This window comes from Pseudodesulfovibrio sp. JC047, from assembly GCF_010468615.1.
In the GTDB taxonomy this organism is placed as follows: Bacteria; Desulfobacterota; Desulfovibrionia; order Desulfovibrionales; family Desulfovibrionaceae; genus Pseudodesulfovibrio.
Genome location: NZ_WUEH01000005.1, coordinates 134,432 through 153,427 on the forward strand (window position 1 = coordinate 134,432; position 18,996 = coordinate 153,427).

Below are 18,996 nucleotides of genomic sequence, written 5' to 3' on the forward strand. Positions count from 1 at the left end.
TCCCAATGGGCAAGTATGATATATGTGTTCACAGACACTTTGTCCCCTTGGCTTTTCAAGACCATTGGTTCATACTCACCAAACAATGCCACGCTCGTATCATTATATGGTCCAACCATGTTCGTTTTGCAAGGAAAAATGAGACACATTCATCTGTTTATCTTTATATTGTGCTTGATTTTTGTCGGATCCTGTTCCGATTCTAACCGTCCGGCAACACCTGTCAAGCCAGTAAGTCTCCATGATATTCCTCTTTTGCCAGAAGATGGTGGGCGTATCGTCGAATCTATGCTCGGTGAACCAAGCAATTTGATTTCAGCACTTTCTTCGGATAGTTCGTCTCATTCTGTGGCATCGCAGATTTATGTCAGTTTATTCAAATATGATAAGGATATCAATTTGGTGCCGTATGCCGCTGAATCCTATGAGGTACTGCGTAACGGCACTTTTTTAAAATTCAAGGTGCGTGAAGATATCTTTTGGTCTGACGGTGTGCAGTTGACTGCCGAAGATGTTGAATTTACCTATAAAATGATGATTGATCCAAAGACGCCAACGGCCTATGCCGGAAATTTTAAGTTGGTGAAGGCCTTTCGGCGTACTGGGAAATTTACGTTTGAGGTGGAGTACGATCAGCCTTTTGCCAAGGCGTTGGTCACGTGGGCCATGGACATCATGCCCAAGCATCTGTTGGAAGGGGAAGATCTGCTCAACACGAAATACAGTCGGGAACCGATTGGAGCCGGTCCCTATATCCTCAAGGAGTGGGTTCCTGGCAGCCAGATTGTTTTAAAAGCCAATCCGCATTTTTTTGAAGGCAAGCCGTTTATTGATACGGTTGTGTATCGATTCATACCCGATACGGCCACGCAGTTTCTGGAACTCAAGGCTGGTAATCTTGATTCCGTCAGTCTTACTCCATTGCAATACCTGTATCAAACCTCGGGGGCAGGGTGGGACAGGAGTTTCAACAAGTTCGAATTTCTGGCCTTTGGCTATTCCTTTCTCGGATTTAATTTCAAGCATCCTTTTTTTCAGGATGTGCGAGTTCGTCAAGCCATTGATTATGCTATTGACCGGCGCGAAATTGTCAAAGGGGTGTTATATGGGCTGGGCGAGCCTGCCAATGGTCCCTATAAACCGGGAACCTGGGTATATAATACGGCGATCAATCCTCGGGAGTACAACACGGCCAAGGCAAAAGCCCTTTTGGCTGAAGCCGGTTGGATTGATTCCGATGGGGATGGCCTTTTGGATAAAGACGGGGTGCCGTTTTCCTTTTCCATTATTACCAATCAGGGTAATAGCCAACGAATCAAGACGGGAGTTATCCTCCAGCAACGTCTTTTGGATGTGGGGATTCAGGTAGAACTTCGCATCGTGGAATGGGCCGCTTTTATCAAGGAATTCGTGGATAAAGGGCGTTTTGATGCAATTATTTTAGGATGGAATATTACACAAGACCCTGATATCTATAATGTCTGGCATTCAAGCATGGCGGTTGACGGTGGATTGAATTTTACCAGATACATGAACCCTGAATTGGATGAGTTATTGGAACGAGGTCGTCATCTGGTGAAGCAGGAAGATCGCAAGCCTATTTATGATGAAATTCAACAGATTTTGTTCGATGACGTGCCATATTGTTTTTTGTATGTATCCAAGTCCTTGCCGATTGTTCAGGCTCGGGTGCAGAATATAAAAGCGGCTCCGGCCGGAATCTCCTACAATTTTGAAAAGTGGTGGATACCCCGGTCCTTGCAGCGACAGCCCTAGGAAGTAATGAGTATTATGATTCGCATCAATCAGATCACCGACAAGGTGGCCTCATATATCGACAATCCCGATTTGGATTTGATTCAACGGGCGTATGTCTTTTCCGCACAGGCCCATGACGGTGTGGTGCGTCGGTCCGGAGAGCCGTACATTTCTCATCCCATGAATGTGGCGTACCTGTTGGCTACCATGCAGCTTGATGAGGCCTCAGTGGCCGCAGGGTTATTGCATGATACGGTGGAGGACACGGATACTACGGTTGATGAAATCGAAGATCTTTTTGGGGCTGATGTGGCCGATCTCGTGGATGGTGTGACCAAAATCAGCAAGATGGATTTCGAGTCCAAAGCCGTCCAGCAGGCCGAGAATATCCGTAAGCTCATTCTTGCCATGGCAGAGGATATTCGTGTGCTCATGGTGAAGTTGGCGGATCGGCTGCACAACATGCGTACCTTGGAGTTCATGAAGCCGGTCAAGCAGCGGCTTATCGCTCAGGAAACGCAGGATATCTATGCGCCACTCGCCAACCGTCTTGGCTTGCACCGGGTCAAAACTGAGTTGGAAGACCTCTGTCTGCGGTATCTCAAGCCTGATGTCTACTCTCAGCTGAGTGAAGCTGTGTCCGAACATCGGGCCGCTGGTGAACCCTACATTGAAAAGGTTATCGAGCTGATTCATGAGATGCTCAAGCAGAACAAGATGCAGGGGCGGGTTTATGGACGGACCAAGCATCTTCACTCGATTCATGTCAAAATGGAGCAGCAGGGGCTGACATTTGACGAGATTTTTGACCTCATCGCTTTTCGTATCATCTTGAAGTCATTGAAGGACTGTTATGCTGTTCTTGGATTGATTCACGCGGTGTGGCGGCCGGTCGCCGGACGTTTCAAGGATTATATTTCTATTCCCAAGGCGAATATGTATCAGTCGCTTCATTCCACGGTTATCGGTCCCGAAGGGGAGCGTATCGAATTTCAGATTCGAACCGAAGAAATGAACCAAATCGCCGAATATGGTGTTGCGGCGCATTGGCAGTACAAAGAAGTTGGGAAGGGGAGTAAAAGAGGGAAAACCACTGGTACGCGTGATGCCGAGCGGTATACCTGGCTGAAGCAGATCATGGATTGGCAACGGGAGCTTTCCGACCCCCGTGAGTTCATGTCTTCCTTGCGTCTGGAGATGTTTCAGGAAGAAGTCTACGTCTTTACGCCTCACGGTGATATCAAGGAGTTGCCGGACGGGGCTACGCCAGTCGATTTTGCGTACGCCATTCATTCCGAGGTCGGTGACAAATGTGCCGGGGCAAAGGTTAACGGCCGTATCGTTCCATTGCATACCGCTTTGAAAAATGGGGATTCCGTCGAGGTCATCACCGACAAGAACCGGATGCCCAGTCGGGATTGGCTCAAATTCGTCAAGACCGCCAAGGCACGGACTCGGATCAAGCAGTATATTCGTACTGTCGAACGCGAGCGGTCCATCGCTCTTGCCAAGGAGTTACTCGACAAGGAAGGCCGTCGGGTTGGTTTGAATGTGCAAAAGGCCATGAAAGATGGTGAGTTCCTTCGTTTGGCCGAAGAATTCAATTGTGGCAGTGTTGATGATCTTCTTAGCCAGATCGGATTTTCTCGGTTTACTCCTCGTAAGGTTGTGAAGCGGCTGTACGCGCTCATGAACGGCGAAACCTTGGATGAGCGGAAGGTCAAAGAAAAAACTGCTGATGAGGCCGACAAGAAAAAGGCCAAGACTGATGGTTTGCAGATTTCCGGTGTGGACAACGTGCTTGTACGATTTGCCAGTTGTTGTACGCCACTCCCCGGCGAACCGATCATTGGCTACATCACCCGTGGACGAGGTGTAACTGTCCATCGCATTGATTGTCACAACGTCAAGAATTTCGAAGACGAGCGGTTGATTCAAGTCACCTGGGAAGGGGTTGAAGAAAAACCGTATCCTGCAAAAATCAAGGTCAAATGTCTCAACAAGCCCGGTATGCTTGGCAAAATTTGTTCGATTCTTGCCGAAATGGAAGTCAATATTGATTCCGGGAGTTTCGAATCCAATGTTGACGGGACATCCAAATTGCACTTTACCGTGGAAGTCAAAGATCTCAATCAGCTCTATTCCGCCCTGGCACACGTCAAGAAGCTGAAAGCCGTTCAAGAAGCCCTGCGCGTTTCCTGATTGCCCGACCGGGGGGCGCCTTCAGCGGGAGCCTACCGGCGGTCGCTTTCAGCGTGACCAGGACGCTGTTCTGGACCTGCCAAAGAACCCTTTGAAAAGGGTTCTCTGGACTCTCTTAAACTTTTTGGGTCGCTTCGCGAGGGCTGTCGGCAGCGTAAGTCCGTGCGATTTGGTGGGAAATGCGGATTTTAGGAATGCCTTCGGCGACCAAAGAACCCTTTGAAAAGGGTTCTCTGGACTTTCCGAAACTTTTTATCGCTCGCTTCGCTCGAAGCTGTCGGTAGCGTGAATTCGTCGGACTTTTGGAAGAATGTTGTAAAAAAATGTATTTTTTACAAGGCCCTCTTACTTTTTTTAACGATTTCCTCTTTCATTTCCCTCTTGTTTCTTTAATCCCACTCAACGGATACCGTAGGACCTCGCCGAAGGCGCGCCAAAAAGTTCTGGAGGGGAGTCCAGAGGGGAACCTCTTCCAAGAGGTTCCCCTCTGGCCGTCGGAGACATTCCTTGCCACCCCGGCGAGGGGTGTCGGAGCCATCTTTTACATTTCGATTCGAACGCTTTCTGGACTGAGTTTTTTTTCGAGTCGTTTTGCGTAGAGGCTCATGACGTAGCTGAAAATGAAATAGAGAATAATGACGGCGGTGTATATTTCGAAGGGGTAGATCATGGTCCTGTTGTTGATGGCGTATGCTGCACGGGTCAGGTCCATGACACCGATGATGTAGACGAGGGAGGTGTCCTTGAAGGCGGCGATAAACATGCCGACCAGAGCGGGCAGCATTTGTTTGAGTGCTTGAGGCAGAATGATTTTTCGCATGGTCTGGAAATAGGAAAGACCGGACGCCTTGGCGGCTTCGACCTGACCGGCGGGGATGTTTTCGATACCGCCCCTGACGGTTTCAGCGATGTATGCGCCGAAGAAGAATGTCAACGCAATGGTCCCGGCCCAGAAGGCATGAATTTCGATTTTGAAGACAAAGTCGAGAATGACCTGGTAGAACCAGAGAATAACCAGAACGAGCGGCACACCGCGTACAACCTCGATGTACAGAGTGCAGGGGATTTTGATGGCGTTGTTTTTGGCCGTGCGTCCCATGCCGATAAAGAGTCCGATGATGAAACTGCCGGAGATGGAAAAAATAGCCATGAGTAGTGACCCGGATAATCCGCCCAATCCCATGAAAAATTCTGAAGAATCGCCGCCGGGGAACCGCCAGATGAGCAGTGCTGGTAGGTTGTTCCAGATAATTTCATAGTTGAAATTCAGGAAGGCCGATCCGAGGAGATAGAGCAGATAGCCAAGCGCGGCGATGAAAAGAATCTTGGCACCGAGGAGGACCGTTTTGAACGATGATTTGAAAAAACGGGTGATCGGAGAGACTGTTTTTTGTTCCGGGGATGTTCGGAAATGCCAAAAAACGTACTCCAAACCGGCGGTGATCCAGTCGATGGGCAGAAAGAGGGTGTCGGCGATTTTGCGGACTATAGTTATTTGGTCGCGGGGCATGATCTTGAGTCGTTCGTTCACGATGTTCATGATACAGGCAATGAACAGGGAGAGCAGGAGATAGATGGCCGTGGCCACAATGAACGATTCAAAGGTGCGATAGGTCAGTGAAAGCACTTCCTGCATGGACCAGAAGAGTTCGGTGACACCGATCGTCATGGCCAAGGAGGTGTTTTTCATGTTGTTGAGAAATTCGCTGCCCAGAGGCGGGATGATTTCACGAAAGGCGAGGGGCAGAATGATTTTGCGAAGTGTTTGGGAAAAACTGAGACCGGATGAGTAGGAGGCTTCGAGCAATCCTTTGGGGATGGATTGAATACCTGCGCGGATGATTTCCGCCATGAAAGCGCCAGTGAAGATACCGCAGCCGACAGTGGCACACCAGAATTCGAAATCCATTTCAAAGAGTTTGAATCGAATTTCTTCCGGGAAGGCATAGGGGAGGGCGAAGTTCCAGAAAAAGAGCTGGATGAGTAATGGCGTATTGCGGAAAAGTTCTACATAACAGGTGGCGAGCCAGTAGACAGGCTTGAAACTGGACAAGCGTGCCAGGCCGAAAATTGTTCCGGATGCCAAGGCGATGAGCGCAGAATAGATGGTGATGGTGATCGTTGAATTCAGGCCGTTCAGTAGCAAGTGCCCCATGTGCCCGTATTGGCCTTCGACAAAGAAAACAGCCCAGTCGAAATCATATTTGAATTCGAATATGACCGCAAAGTAATAGACCACCGCGCCGACCATTGCCAAGAGCGCGACATTTTGAACCCAGACTTTCTCGAAATACCTTTTTATCATTGTACTCTTTATGGAAGGAGGCCCCGAAACCCTGGAGTTTCGGGACCTGTTAGGGCGTTATTGTGAGCCTAGGGCCACATTTCGATCTTGGATGTCAAGGGGAAGGGATACTTGGAATCCGGGCCGAACCACTTATCGTAGATCTTGTGGTAGGTTCCGTCTTTCCAGATGTCCTGAATTGCGAAGTTGACGGCATCGCGCCATGCGGAGTCATCCTGGGGCAGGCCGACACCATACGGTTCGTCAGAGATGAATTCGCCAACCAGTTCAAACTGGCCGGGAACCTTGGCGGCGTACCCCAGCAAGAGGGTAGAGTCGGTGGAGATAGCCTGAACACGACCAGAGCGCAGGGCCTCGAACATGGCGACTTCGCCGTCATATCCGACAACCTTGGGGTTGGCGTTGCCCAGGGATTTCAAATAGGCAGTGGCATTGACGATGGAGGTCGTTCCCTGCATGGAGCCGACTTTCATCTTTGCCAAATCCTTGGTGTCTTTGACCATGCCTTTTTTGGCAAGGAATTTTTGACCATCGAAGAAATACGTGATGGAGAAATCAATTTTTTCGTCACGAACGCGTTTGTGTGTCATATTTGCCAGAACCATGTCCACTTTGGCGGGGGTGGTCTGGACAAAAGAAATACGGGTGTTGTTGTTGACAACGGTCTTTTCGAGTGTGCACCCGAGGCGTTTGGCTATTTCTGTCGCCATATCAACATCGAAGCCGACCCAATCATTTTTGTCATTGATGAAGCCGAAGGGGATGCCCTGGTTAGACAAACCGGCTTTGACGACTTTTGTGGACATGACGCGATCATAGGTCGGTCCGGCAAAAGCAATGGACGCGGCCATGACCAGCAGGGCGGCCATGACGGTGATTTTGAGAACTCTCATTTACCTCTCCTCAATGGTTGAGTCCGTAAAAAAACCTTTGCTGAACACAGTGTTCGACAAAGGTAGATATTCTGTGCCTAGTGGCTGAGAATCTTGCTGAGGAAATCCTTGGTGCGGTCGCTTTCGGGATGATTGAAAAATTCTTCAGGCGTATTTTCCTCGACGAGGTTGCCTTCATCCATGAAAATGACCCTGTCCGCTACTTCACGGGCAAATCCCATCTCATGCGTGACGCAGATCATGGTCATGCCTTCTCGTGCCAGAGATTTCATGACATCCAGCACTTCGTTGATCATTTCAGGATCGAGCGCGGATGTTGGCTCGTCAAACAACATGATTTTCGGCTGCATGGCCAACCCTCGCGCAATGGCAACGCGTTGCTGTTGACCGCCGGAAAGCTGTGAGGGATACGCTCCGGCCTTGTCCGGGATATCGACTTTTTTGAGAAGGTCCATGCCAATGGTGGTCGCTTCGCCACGACTCATGCCGCGAACCATTGTCGGGGCCAGCGTGATGTTTTCCATGACCGTCATGTGCGGATACAGATTGAACTGTTGGAAGACAAATCCGACCTCGGCCCGAAGCAGGGTCATATTGGTCCGTGGGTCGGAAACATTCATGCCATCGACGACGATGTCCCCTTCCTGGATCGGTTCCAGGCGGTTGATACACCGAATCATTGTTGATTTTCCGGAGCCGGAAGGGCCACAGACAACGACGACTTCACCTTTGGCAATGTTCAGGTTGATATTTTTGAGGACGTGAAAATCCCCATACCACTTGTTGACGCCTTTGAAAGAAATCACATGTCTCTCCGATGATGGATTAGGCTAAAAGCCAAGGCATTGTGTAGCAAAAGATGGGGCCGTAAGCAAATAATTTTCGGTTTTGGTATCATATGGAAGAAGTTTTTAGCACTAGAGTGTCTCTGGTTGACAAAAATGTGGTATCAGCATTCCGTGACGCTTTGTGCAAGGCCTGCCAATGACGTTTCCTTATATTTGCGGGACATGTCGCGTCCTGTCTGGGCCATGGCTTCGATGGCCTTGTCCAGATCCACTCTTTGGTAGGATTCGTCGAGGGTGGAGGCTATTAAATAGGCATTGTATGCCTTGACCGCTCCCATGGCGTTGCGTTCAATGCAGGGAATCTGGACATAGCCGCCAACGGGATCGCAGGTCAGACCAAGGTGGTGTTCCATCGCGATTTCAGCAGCGTTTTCAGTAACTTGAAAACGGTATCCGCGTGCATATGCCAGCAGAGCCGAGGCCATGGCCGAGGCGACGCCCACTTCTCCCTGACATCCGACTTCGGCTCCGGAGATCGAGGCGTTGTGTTTGCAGAGAAAACCAATGGCAATGGCGGCCAAAAGTCCTTCCCTTATTTCGTCCTGCAAGGCTCCCATATGGCGTTTCAGGATGAAGACAATGGCGGGAATGACTCCGGCAGCACCGCATGTCGGGGCTGTGACAACGCAGTGTCCCGAGGCATTTTCTTCAGATGCGGCGAGGGCGTAGGCATTGAGCGCTTTGACAAATCCTGGCCCCTGAAAATGTTCGGCCTTGGCTTGGTCATACATGATGGCGGCTTTCCTGTGCAGACCGATTGGCCCGGGAAGGACGCCTCTGGTCTGTATGCCGTGTTCAACGGCGCGTTCCATGACTTCCACAATGTGGTCCAAGCCCTGGTAAATTTCCGCTTCGTTCATGCCAGTAATGGCTTTTTCATTGGCCAGAATGAGTTCGTGCAAGCGCATGGAGTTGGCGCGCAGATGTTCCTTGAGCTGCGCCATGGTCTTGTATGGGTAAGCTGGTTCACCGCGTTTTGGGTCTTTTCTGCCTTCCCAGTGAAGAAATCCGCCGCCGATCGAGTAATAGACGCGTTCCAGCAGCGTTTCAGAACCGGCCATGAGCGTGAAAATCATGGTATTGGAGTGGGAATACTGGTGCTTGATTGCATCGAAAATCATGGAACCGGGGCTGTAAGTGAGGGCTTTGCCGTCCAGGTCGAGTTCATATTCCTGAGTCTTGTCGTCAAACTGCTCCAGCACATTTGGATGACAGGTGTCGGGAAGATAACCGAGCAGACCGGACATGATGGCGCGCCGGGTGCCATGCCCTTCACCTGTGGCAGAAAGGGACCCGAAGAGCCGGATGCGGAGCTTGTCAGCTTGCAAACGTTTTTTTCGTGGGAGTTTGCGAACCAGTTTCATAAAGTAATAGCCCGCTTTCATTGGGGCAATAGTGTGTGAGCTGGAAGGGCCTGGGCCGATTTTCAACAATTGAAATATGGATGTTCTAACTGGTGGCATTGTGTCCCCATGTGAAGTTTTGGCTTTTGTGGAGGACACGGTACGACAAGTCAGAAAAGAGGAGAAGTGTTTTTCGTGGGGCCGAAGCGTGTTTTTTTGAAGGAATTGATATTTTGTGCTGTTTTTAGGGGAGAAAGAGTTGGAGAGAGGCCGGGGGGCGTCTTTTGCTGGCGAGGAAAATCATGTCGAAAAATGGCAAAGTGGTTGTGGTTTTGACGATGGAACTGGACGCATTGATGGCAACATCGTAAAGGAGTGTATTGAGGTGAACCCTTTTTTTGCAAGGAGACTCGGTATGACAAAAATGCGGATGGTGGGATTGGTGGGGATTTTTGGTTTTCTGATTGCGGTGTTACCCAGCCTGGCTCAAGCCCATTGCCAGGTCCCATGCGGAATTTATGACGATCATGCGCGGGTGACCGCCATGCTGGAGGATGTGACGACAGTTCGAAAGGCGGTCACGATGCTTGAAAAGTTGGCAGCCAAGACGGATGTTCAGTCTCGACAACAGTTTGTCCGTTGGGTGATGAACAAGGAGAGCCATGCGCAAAAGATCATCAGTTCCATAGCGGATTACTTTTTGACGCAACGGGTCAAACCCGATCAGAAGGAATACGTGGAACGTTTGAAAAAACATCATGCAGTCATTCTCGCGGCGATGGAGGCCAAACAACATGCGGACATGAAGGCCGTGGATGCCCTAGAGTCTGCCGTTCAGGCACTCTTGGAATATTACCCTGAAAAATAGTGCAAATGGTTACAATATACCCAAACGAAAAAGGCACTTACGAATGTATTCGTAAGTGCCTTGATTTATCTGGTCGGGATGAGAGGATTTGAACCTCCGATCTCTGCGTCCCGAACGCAGATTAATACATCTTTAACGAAATCTATCCTTGTTTAATTTATCTTTTTATCCTTTGTAATAACTGGATAATTTGAGTTGTGTTTTGCGATTTGAGTTTAATCCAGTTTTTCAGAAATTGCCTAAAATTGATCTAGGTGTTAGCAATAGGTTAGCAAAAAATGGTTGTCGGTATCAAAAATATCTTATCTTTATTATTTGAAGGAATGTTCTATGGTCTACAATATGGTGAATTTTATTCCAGCCCAGTGGGCCTCGGGCGGGCTGCCTGAGGGGGACTTGGTGCATACATTTATATCTGAAATTGAGAAATCAGTTGAACGTATGGCAAGTGATTTTGAAAATAGTGAGATGGATGAGACTCATGAAATTGAAGAACCGTATGATAATTGTGACTCTGTAAGTAGATGTTGGCTTACTAGAAGTCATAAGGGGATTTCTGATGGTTGCTATTGCTTGGATGAAATTTTTCTCGACTATTATCCGACCTTGCATCGATCTTCTGCATTATTAACGATTTATGGATTAATGGAAAAACAATTGCAGTATGTTGTGGATAAAATGGAGGAATATTCTGGAATTAAATATAAGCGTGATAGGCAACTTGGTATAGTTGGTAGCTGTATGAAGTATCTTGAGGATGAATTCAATTGTTCCCCAGAGAAAAAGGAATCATTAAATTATATTCGTTTGGTTAGAAATCTTCTTGCTCATAACGCTGGTCAACTGGAAGAGCAGGATGAGGGTAAGTCTTCAAAGTTGTTAGAATATATTGAGAATAAAGACGAGCTAGAGATTAAGTGGGATGAATTAATGATACGAAAAGGATATTTGAGTTTCGTTATGAGTGAATTCGATGAGTATTTTTGTTTAATTAGCTCTGCAATTAAAAAATTTGATCAGGATCGTGGTGTTTCTTTGTAAATCAGTTGGGTATCCCTAGGAGATTAGATGGTATCTAAGAATACTGGGCAAAGGTTGCTTGTCAATAGGAAGCGTTGGCCAGGTGTCTATTACTACGAGAGTAGGTCTAAACGTTACCGTGGTAAGCCGGACGTTTGTTACCATATCGCCTACCGTTTAGACGGTAAACTCAAATGGGAGAAGGTCGGGTGGATGTCCGAGAAATATACCCCTCAGATTGCCGCTGACCTTCGCTCTGACCGCTTGAAGAAGGCTCGGCATGGGGAGGAGGTTAAAACCCATAAAGAGCTTCGTGAGGAGAATCGTAAAGCCAATGTCCTTTTGAGTGAGATTGCCACCGAGTATTTCAAGATTCGTGGTGAAGCTTCTAAAGGAGCGAAGATTGACAAGGGAAGATATGACAACCACATTGCCCCTGTGCTTGGCTCTCGGCCCGTGAAGAAGCTTAGCCCGTTGGATATGGAGCGGATAAAAAAGAAAATGGATGGAATGTCTGCCGCCTCCATCTGGGGCGGTTTGGAGATAACCCGCCGGATTATCAACTTCGGGGTCAAAAATGGCCTTTGTGAGCCTCTGGGATTCACGATCCAGATGCCCAAGCGTGATAATGAAGTGGTCGAATACCTCACTCCTGCCCAACTCAAACGATTTTTGAAGGTTCTCAAGGAATGGCCCGCGCAGGACGTTTGTCGAATGCTTCAAATGGCAATGTTCACAGGTATGCGCCGGGGCGAGATATTCAAGCTTGAAAACAGAGATGTAGACTTTCAACAGGCACTCATAACCTTGCGTTCCCCCAAAGGGGGAAAGACTGTCTCAATCCCTATGAATAAAATGGCTAAGAAAGTGCTCTCTGCACAAATCAAGTGGCGTAATGAGCATTCCCCTCAGTCTTCATACATCTTCCCCGGAAAGGGCGGCGTAATGAGAACCGCTTGCACTGCGGTTACAAGAATCAAAACCAAAGCAAAGCTCCCCAAGGAGTTTAGAATCTTTCACGGACTTCGTCATCATTTTGCCGTGACCCTTGCCAACTCAGGCGAGTTCTCATTGGATATGATTGGGGAGTTGTTGACTCACAAAGATTCCTCAATGACGAAAAGGTATGGTCAATTCCTACCTGATACGAAGAAGCAGGCCAGTGATCGGGCTGCCGAATTGTTGATGGGATAATACAGGTAGTGTCGTAAGCGTTAGGTTGGTCGCAAGGAGAGATAATGCCAGAATTCCCTATACACTATGGACAAATTGAAGTGAACGATCCTGGGATTAATCGTGTCATTTCAATCGCATTGTCTGGGTTGATGTTGTTTCCAAAAGAAAAGGACAAGCATAAGCTTGGGCACTATAAGGCAAGGTGTCTTTTACAATCGGTTCCCTTCTTAATTGATCATGGTGGCTATTCAAAAGAAAGAGCTGGTAGTGTACTTGTTCCTTTGGTTGAGGAGTCTTTCGGGACGTGGGAGAACTTTATGTTTTTTCTACTTTCCAAGAGAATTCCAGGTGAGGGGAAGGGCTCATTACAGTCTTTTGCACATCAGGGGTACATTGCCGGTATGATTTTTTTAGAAGTCTTTGTGAATCGGGTCGGATTAAAAGAAGCTGTTGAGAAGATTATTGATAGTGCTAAAGAGCAAAAAATGCTTGAAGAGTTCGGTACTAGTGCTGAGAATCTTATTAATAACGTTTGGGCTTCATGGAAACCAGTCGCCCACCTCTGGGCCGCTTTAACGTGGTATGAAATGCCTGAACCAGATGATAGTTATATCGCACTTGATCGTATTGTTCCAAAACAAGGGAGCCCTAGTAGTCTTGCCGAGGGATTAATGGGTTTTCTTGAACTTGCCCAATATTACTATGACTATTCGGTTGAGCATAAGATAAAGTTCAAACAGTCTTCTCGAGTATTGGTTGATTCAGAACGTGCTTGGAATGTCGTATTCATTAGGTAGCCAACAACTTCGCATAAGGCATCGTTGAAATGTCTAACTACTATTTTTTCTAACCATAGTAGACTGCCTTGGACAGTCGCCTATCGTCATGTTGAATTAACCAACATGGAGGTAGATCGATGTCAAAATTATTCAGTACTATTGATGCAGCTGACTACTTGGGCCTAAGTCCAGGGACGCTTGAGGTTTGGCGGTGCCATGGTCGAGGGCCACAGTATTCCAAATTGGGCCGCAGAGTGATGTATGATCAGGTCGATTTAGACTTGTTTGTGAACTTGGGAAAAGTTCATACAACTGACTCTTTCGAACATGAAGATTGCCTCTCCAGAAAAGGCGGGGGCTCATGTTAATGAAAAAAGAAAAGGGAGTTGAGAACGCCGGCAAGCAGGTCTCAACCCCTCTGATTCCCCAGCTGAATGTAGACGGGAATATTATTTATCTTCCTGCAAGAGCGAGAAAAGATCAAGCCCCTGCTTTTGTTCATTTGTTTATCCCTTTACCTTGGTTTGGTCCAAAAATTCTCGATGTGATTAGAGAGAATAATGAATTGAGTTTGCCAGAAAGGGCGATTTTACGTGAACTAGTGATCTGTGCGGGCCAAGACGGTCGTTGTTTTCCCGGACAAAAGTATCTTTCCAAGAAGATTGGGATTTGTGAAAGAACCGTCCGAAATGGCTTGAGTAATCTTCGCTCTAAAGGGTTTGTTGTATGGAAGAATGAAGCAGGAATGGTCAATTCCTATTATTGCGTTTTCCATTCATCTTACCTCACCTTACCACGGCAAACGTTCCCGCATACTCAGGAATACATTGCCGCTCCCTCAGGCAAACCAAGCAGCCCTCTCAGGCAAACTTTGCTGTCGAATTCCTTAAGTAATGACCTTACTGAAAAGCCAAAAGAAACAATTAGTGATCCTTGTTTTTCTTCTCTTAAGGAGCAAGAGGTTAACGCTGTCGGTGAAATGATTAGAATTGTTTCCAACACAAAAGATAGCCCGAAAATGTGGGCACGGGCTACTGCAAAGGCTTTTGCAAATGGTTCTGGATGTCTGAAGAGTCTCAAAAAACAATACGACGAGGCCCTAGTCGTTGCCCATCGCGATAAAGAGAAATCTCAATGGGATTTATTGATCAAAAAATGCCTGGAGAATCACGGTTTTGAGAAGTTTTTAAAAGACATGAAGGCTCTCACTAATAGTATCTATGTGACAGTAGATGATGTCGATATTCCGCACGTATATATTGAATCATTCTTGAAAAATATTGGAGAAAAATAATGACGTATCCACAAAAAACAGCTGCTGCCGTTGGCGCGTTTCCAATTGCAGTTCTAATCTCATTTAAATTGCTGTCTGGTTATTGGGGCGGATGGCTAACTTTCTTCCCTTTATCAAAAATTGTTGGCTGGCTTTATTACGATATTGGCTGGTGCCCTGCTTGGTTGGTCGATTTTAACAATCACGCTCATGAGGTTGTGACACAAGTATATTTTTGGCCTGAACCTCGTCTTTATTTGCTCTTTGGTTGTGCGCTCGGACTGGCGGCATTCGTTTGTATTTTCATGGCCTTGGAGGAGCTGTTCCCACCGCCAAATGTTGAAAAAACACACAAAGCGGGAATGCAATATTTAAGGCCGAAAGCATTTTCAAGATTGGTCGCAAAGCTAAATAAAAAGAATAAACGATTTACACCTGGGTTCAAAATCCATCCTGGACAGTCTGGCGGGATACTTGGAAAATCTTTTGGGTCCATACAACTCTCTCTGGACGCTGAGGCAGAGCATTTCTTAAGTATTGGAACGACTGGGGCTGGTAAGACAGCAGCAATTTTAGCTAGTTTTATCAATTATATATCCCGTTTGAAAAATGGGCTGTGCGTTATTTTTGACGTTAAAGGTGATTTTACTGAAGCATTGGCCGAGTACTCAAATGTTACTCTTATGGCTCCGTGGGACGAAAGAGGACTGCGTTGGGATATTTCAAAGGAAATTCAGCACCCAAAGGATTGTGAAGTCTTGGCATCGGCCTTGGTGTTTAAGACCGGAGCAACCGACAAAAGTGGAGGAGGCAAGGATGATTTCTTTGTGGAACAGGCAAGGCTCGTCTTTCAGTCGATCATGCAATGCTTATTCAATGACGGCAAATTGACCTGGACGAATCTCTCAGCATTTACCACCAATATTGACTTACTCATTGGTCAGGAGGTCGATGGTGAATGGGCCCCTGGATTGTTGGGGCGGTATGAGTCGGCACGTCCGGCGCTTGATGCGATAGCTCGTGGCTCTGACCAAACTCAAGCCACTTGGACCACGTTGCAGAACTCAGTGGGAAAGTGGGTTAGAGACGCCGCTGCGGCCTTTGGGAAGGATCCTGACTGGTCTTTGAGTCAGTGGCTCCAAACTCCTGAAAACAATGTACAGTTTCTAGTTATTCAGTTCAATGAAACCTTTGAGAATCTGTCCAAGGCAATGGCCTCTGCCATGGCTAGCCTAACCATAAAGCGCGTACTGCAAATGCCTGAAGGGGATAATTGTATTTGGCTGCTCATGGATGAAGTTGCAAATTTCCCACGTATTCCAAACCTTAAGCGTGGTCTGACTTTGGGTAGGGACCGGGGCCTCAGGTGCGTGGTCAGCACTCAGGACGTGACGCAGTTGGAGCAAAAGTATGGGGAAAAAGATTGTAAAACAATCTTGAACCAATGCAACAATCAAATCTGGCTCAGAGCGAACGATCATGAAAACGCCAAGAAAGCCTCGGAATCACTTGGGACTCATGAAGTTGAGGTGCAATCTCGGGGGCACCAGTTTCAAGGCCAGGGGCAAGGCATAGGAGTGAATAATGATAACAGCTCAGTCAATTATTCTTTGCAACGTGAAACCGTTGTTAATCCTGGCGAAATAATGGGGCTCAGGCATTCCCGCGACCTCAAAGGAGGTGGCGCGGAAGGGTTTTTAAGAGTTAGCGGGGTTCCAGCGATAACTCAACTTCATTGGCCGAGGATGCCGCTGAAAAAGATATTCCAAAAAGAAAAGCTTGCAACATGGGTTTTCAACCACGAAAAGCCGGTGAGTTAGAAAATGAAAAAAATCAATTGGATTTCTGTAGTCGGCCATGCACCTTTGGTGATTCTAGCTGTAAATTTGGCGGTGATAGTGATTATGGGGCTAGTCTTCGGTGGAGGTGAAGCTCCCTCTGACTTATTCGTTCCAGATCCTTCATTAGCTCCTCAGGCGGTTAAATGATGCAGGTGTGGCTTAGTATTCGTCGCGAGTTGGTGAAGCCTCTCAATATGGTCGAGCACTCGATACATTTTGGCAGAACTTGGGCTTGTGTTTGCGGTGGTACTGTCCATCATTCTCCAATTGAGGAGGAGCAAGAGGATTGCTCCTTGACTCTCGGTGCATGTGGGGTGTGCAGGAAGCTCTTCCACATTCATGAGTTCTTAGGCCTGACTGTGTTGGTGGATACTCCCTCGCCCTATGAATGTGGAGGATAGCTTGGCGCGGTTTGAAGAAAGAGCAAGCTGTGTTTTCGGTACCCTAAAACTGCTTGCCAGGGGGGGCTATCGCTCCCCCCTGGACCCCCTTGAACAAGGAGAGCCACATGCATTCTACGAGGCGAAAAGGTGGGCGGCCGCCAGTTCTGGAAGAGGATAGACGTCGCCATCAAATAAAATTGTCTTTGACCAATCGAGAATATTCTAGAGTGATTGACTTGTCAGAAAGATCGGGGAAGAGGCCTAGCTTGCTTGTCCGTGAAATGGCTTTGAAATGTCGGGTTGAAGTTTTACCTGAGATTAATAAATCAGTTGTAGCCGAATTGGGTCGGGTCGGCGGCCTCATCAAGATTCTGGTCATGCAGGGGCGTGAGGGGCAGAGACATCTGAGCATAGAGCAAATCTCTTGGCTTAATGGCGTCGTTAAGATGATCAAAGAAATACGCGCCATGGTTGTCAGCAAATGATTGGAAATATCACTCAGGGTAAAGGATTCGGGGGGTGTGTGCGGTATGTGGCTGAAAAACGAGGTTCTCGTTTGGAGGCAACAAATATGTTGTGTGACACCCCATCTGACTTGGCTAAGGAGTTCAACCAAACACGCGATCTATATGAGGGGCAGGGTAAAAACGCGGTGTTTCATGTCTCACTCAACCCTGCTGAGGGTGATAAAATACAAGATGCCCGGGCCTTGGCAGAGGATTATATGCGGGAGATGCAAATGGACCCGGATAAGCACGAGTATGTCCTCTACAAGCATATCGACACTGGACGCCCTCATTACCATTTGATTGCTAGTCGTGTCGGACGAGATGGGAAAGAATTCTGGAACGACAAGTTTTCCAAGAGACGCAACATGGACGCCATGCGTGAGTTAGAGATTAAACACGGGCTCAAGCGCATGCCTAGCAAACAGAAGGGGCAAGGCCGGTCGCAGAAGATAGAGGAGCAATACCAGGCCAATAAAGCGGGGCTAGACCAGCACCCTAAGGAAACAATTCGGTTGGCTGTAGATCATGCAATCAAGGGTTGTGATGGGACGAAAGCAGCCTTTGAGAGGTGGCTTGATCAGGAGCATCAAATAGAGGTGAACTGGAGAACTAAAAGAGACGGAACCATAAACGGAGTTTCATACCGCCTAAAAGATGCCCCAAAGGGGCAGGGGATCGCTGATAGGTATGCCGGAGGTAGTCTTGGAAGGGGGTATGCCTGTGGAGCACTGGAAAGCCGTCTGGAACAAGTCGGTCGCTATGAAAAGGATGTGTGCAGAGATATTCAAATTGAATTGAATGATCTTCTTAAATCGTCATTCAGAAACGGAGTGGGACGGTCGGCAAAAGAAGGTAGGGGAAGAGGGATGTGATGTATTTTGCAGTCATTTTGTATTACAAAGTGACGCTATGTGTCTGCTTCGGGTGTTCAAAGATTATTGCTAAGGAGCTATGAATGGCTAATGAGCTAGAGAGTATTATAAAGGATTTTTGGGAAGTTGGTGCTGAGGTTTTACCAAAGCTTTCTTCAATGAATCCTAAAAAAAGAATCGCAAAGTTTGTAGGTATATATTCGGAATTTTTAGTGCATGCTGATTCGATCATTCAAGGTGAAATCAATGGCGTAAATGTAAAATGCAAAGAAGGGTGCAGTTATTGCTGCGATCACCTCATTGTTGCAAACACTGGTCAATTGGTTGTTATTAACGAATATCTTAATGAATACCCACTTGTGAGAGAGGGTTTTATTCCAAAATATCCGCAATGGGATGATGCTTTTGAACCTTACAGAGAGGCTTTTTGGTATAGTGTCAGCCGATTGAAAACTGAAAAAGCAACTTTCGATTATATCTCAAGTGTTTTTAGCTCTCCATGTCCATTTTTAGATGATGGGAAGTGTTCAATCTATGAGGTTAGGCCAATTATGTGTAGAAGTTGGTATTCGAAACGAAAGTTTACTTCGTGCAAATATAATAGTAAAATAAAGAAGTTAGAGATACAATGTGAAGAAGAAATTGTTCAAAAAATTTTAGCATTAGAGCATTATTTTTTAGCTCAGTTTGGTATGCGAGAAGTACCGCCTGGTGCGGGGATAATGACATTGCCTCATGGTATTTACTATATGAAGGAATCGGCACGGTTTATGGCGGGGCTAAGGAGTAAAATGAGTTGATAGCCTTTAAGAGTAGTAAAAAAGAAGCGCGTAGAGTCGGTTGGCTTTACGTGCTTCTTTTGTTTGGTGTTATATATTGAGTTTGGTAGATCATTAATGGTCTTACTAAGAAAAAACAGTTGGTTG

Annotated in this window: 17 protein-coding genes; 13 read left to right on the forward strand and 4 right to left on the reverse strand. The window is 47.1% G+C overall.

Annotated elements, in window-relative coordinates:
• Positions 1 to 138: 138 nt before the first annotated feature.
• Positions 139 to 1,776: a peptide-binding protein gene (locus GO013_RS04850; protein WP_163808926.1), complete on the forward strand. Its 1,638-nt coding sequence runs from the start codon at positions 139 to 141 to the stop codon at positions 1,774 to 1,776.
• Positions 1,777 to 1,791: 15 nt separating this feature from the next.
• Entirely contained in the window at positions 1,792 to 3,960 is a 2,169-nt protein-coding gene (locus GO013_RS04855; RefSeq protein WP_163808972.1) for a bifunctional (p)ppGpp synthetase/guanosine-3',5'-bis(diphosphate) 3'-pyrophosphohydrolase, read from the forward strand.
• Between the two features lie 541 nt (positions 3,961 to 4,501).
• On the opposite strand, the gene GO013_RS04860 is transcribed toward GO013_RS04855, so the two are convergent.
• From GO013_RS04860 to GO013_RS04875, 4 genes are all read right to left on the reverse strand, one after another.
• The gene (locus GO013_RS04860) at positions 4,502 to 6,265 is read right to left on the reverse strand and encodes an amino acid ABC transporter permease (RefSeq protein ID WP_163808927.1); all 1,764 of its coding nucleotides are present in this window, start codon (positions 6,263 to 6,265) and stop codon (positions 4,502 to 4,504) included.
• 68 nt (positions 6,266 to 6,333) lie between these two features.
• Positions 6,334 to 7,158 (reverse strand): transporter substrate-binding domain-containing protein, encoded by an 825-nt coding sequence (locus tag GO013_RS04865; protein ID WP_163808928.1) that lies wholly within the window; start codon positions 7,156 to 7,158, stop codon positions 6,334 to 6,336.
• A gap of 77 nt (positions 7,159 to 7,235) precedes the next feature.
• Positions 7,236 to 7,964: an amino acid ABC transporter ATP-binding protein gene (locus tag GO013_RS04870; protein WP_163808929.1), complete on the reverse strand. Its 729-nt coding sequence runs from the start codon at positions 7,962 to 7,964 to the stop codon at positions 7,236 to 7,238.
• Positions 7,965 to 8,107: 143 nt separating this feature from the next.
• A complete protein-coding gene (locus GO013_RS04875) occupies positions 8,108 to 9,469 on the reverse strand; it encodes an L-serine ammonia-lyase (protein WP_163808930.1) in 1,362 nt (453 codons plus the stop codon).
• A gap of 295 nt (positions 9,470 to 9,764) precedes the next feature.
• On the opposite strand from GO013_RS04875, the gene GO013_RS04880 reads away from it, so the two are divergent.
• The 11 genes from GO013_RS04880 (at position 9,765) to GO013_RS04930 (ending at position 18,870) form a co-directional block, all read left to right on the forward strand.
• Positions 9,765 to 10,217, forward strand: coding sequence for a superoxide dismutase, Ni (locus GO013_RS04880; RefSeq protein WP_239057745.1), 453 nt, complete (start codon positions 9,765 to 9,767; stop codon positions 10,215 to 10,217).
• A 330-nt stretch (positions 10,218 to 10,547) separates the two neighbouring features.
• The gene (locus GO013_RS04885) at positions 10,548 to 11,258 is read left to right on the forward strand and encodes a hypothetical protein (RefSeq protein ID WP_163808931.1); all 711 of its coding nucleotides are present in this window, start codon (positions 10,548 to 10,550) and stop codon (positions 11,256 to 11,258) included.
• Positions 11,259 to 11,285: 27 nt separating this feature from the next.
• Positions 11,286 to 12,431, forward strand: a complete 1,146-nt coding sequence (locus GO013_RS04890; RefSeq protein WP_163808932.1) for a site-specific integrase — start codon at positions 11,286 to 11,288, stop codon at positions 12,429 to 12,431.
• A 44-nt stretch (positions 12,432 to 12,475) separates the two neighbouring features.
• Positions 12,476 to 13,210, forward strand: coding sequence for a hypothetical protein (locus GO013_RS04895; protein ID WP_163808933.1), 735 nt, complete (start codon positions 12,476 to 12,478; stop codon positions 13,208 to 13,210).
• Between the two features lie 119 nt (positions 13,211 to 13,329).
• A complete protein-coding gene (locus tag GO013_RS04900) occupies positions 13,330 to 13,560 on the forward strand; it encodes a helix-turn-helix domain-containing protein (protein ID WP_163808934.1) in 231 nt (76 codons plus the stop codon).
• Positions 13,554 to 14,486, forward strand: coding sequence for a helix-turn-helix domain-containing protein (locus tag GO013_RS04905; RefSeq protein WP_163808935.1), 933 nt, complete (start codon positions 13,554 to 13,556; stop codon positions 14,484 to 14,486). The genes GO013_RS04900 and GO013_RS04905 overlap by 7 nt, the downstream gene beginning before the upstream one ends.
• The gene (locus GO013_RS04910; RefSeq protein WP_163808936.1) at positions 14,486 to 16,285 is read left to right on the forward strand and encodes a type IV secretion system DNA-binding domain-containing protein; all 1,800 of its coding nucleotides are present in this window, start codon (positions 14,486 to 14,488) and stop codon (positions 16,283 to 16,285) included. The genes GO013_RS04905 and GO013_RS04910 overlap by 1 nt, the downstream gene beginning before the upstream one ends.
• A 3-nt stretch (positions 16,286 to 16,288) precedes the next feature.
• The gene (locus GO013_RS04915; protein WP_163808937.1) at positions 16,289 to 16,453 is read left to right on the forward strand and encodes a hypothetical protein; all 165 of its coding nucleotides are present in this window, start codon (positions 16,289 to 16,291) and stop codon (positions 16,451 to 16,453) included.
• Positions 16,454 to 16,955: 502 nt separating this feature from the next.
• The gene (locus GO013_RS04920; protein WP_163808938.1) at positions 16,956 to 17,174 is read left to right on the forward strand and encodes a hypothetical protein; all 219 of its coding nucleotides are present in this window, start codon (positions 16,956 to 16,958) and stop codon (positions 17,172 to 17,174) included.
• Positions 17,171 to 18,070, forward strand: coding sequence for a relaxase/mobilization nuclease domain-containing protein (locus GO013_RS04925; RefSeq protein ID WP_275406320.1), 900 nt, complete (start codon positions 17,171 to 17,173; stop codon positions 18,068 to 18,070). The genes GO013_RS04920 and GO013_RS04925 overlap by 4 nt, the downstream gene beginning before the upstream one ends.
• 83 nt (positions 18,071 to 18,153) lie before the next feature.
• The gene (locus GO013_RS04930; protein WP_163808940.1) at positions 18,154 to 18,870 is read left to right on the forward strand and encodes a YkgJ family cysteine cluster protein; all 717 of its coding nucleotides are present in this window, start codon (positions 18,154 to 18,156) and stop codon (positions 18,868 to 18,870) included.
• Positions 18,871 to 18,996 lie beyond the last annotated feature (126 nt).